This is a genomic window from Burkholderia sp. SIMBA_051 (assembly GCF_046534915.1).
Lineage (GTDB): Bacteria > Pseudomonadota > Gammaproteobacteria > Burkholderiales > Burkholderiaceae > Burkholderia > Burkholderia ambifaria.
The window spans coordinates 1-234 of the sequence record NZ_JAWRXS010000925.1 but is presented as its reverse complement, the minus strand read 5'-3'; the positions used below and the strand labels follow the sequence as shown (position 1 = coordinate 234).

Below are 234 nucleotides of genomic sequence, written 5' to 3'. Positions count from 1 at the left end.
CGGCACTTCGCCGTCGCCATGCGGCCTGGCGTCGGTCTGAATGCGCACGGGCTGGTACACGCCGCGCGAATCGCCCGTCAGCATGACGTAGCCGTCGGACGCTCCGCCCATGACGGAGTCCTCCGTGTCCTGGCGCTCGCCGCCCAGCCGCAGCCGGGTGACTTCGCGCCCGGCGGCGAAGTTGAGCGCCATGTAGTCGCCCTGCATCAGCGAGCGCGGGTCGACCGGCGCCAA

At 71.8% G+C, this 234-nt stretch carries 1 protein-coding gene; it reads right to left on the bottom strand.

Features of this window, described 5'->3' with window-relative positions:
- A partial coding sequence (locus tag SB771_RS37190; RefSeq protein WP_410722305.1) for a GDYXXLXY domain-containing protein occupies positions 1-234 on the bottom strand: 234 nt, incomplete at both ends.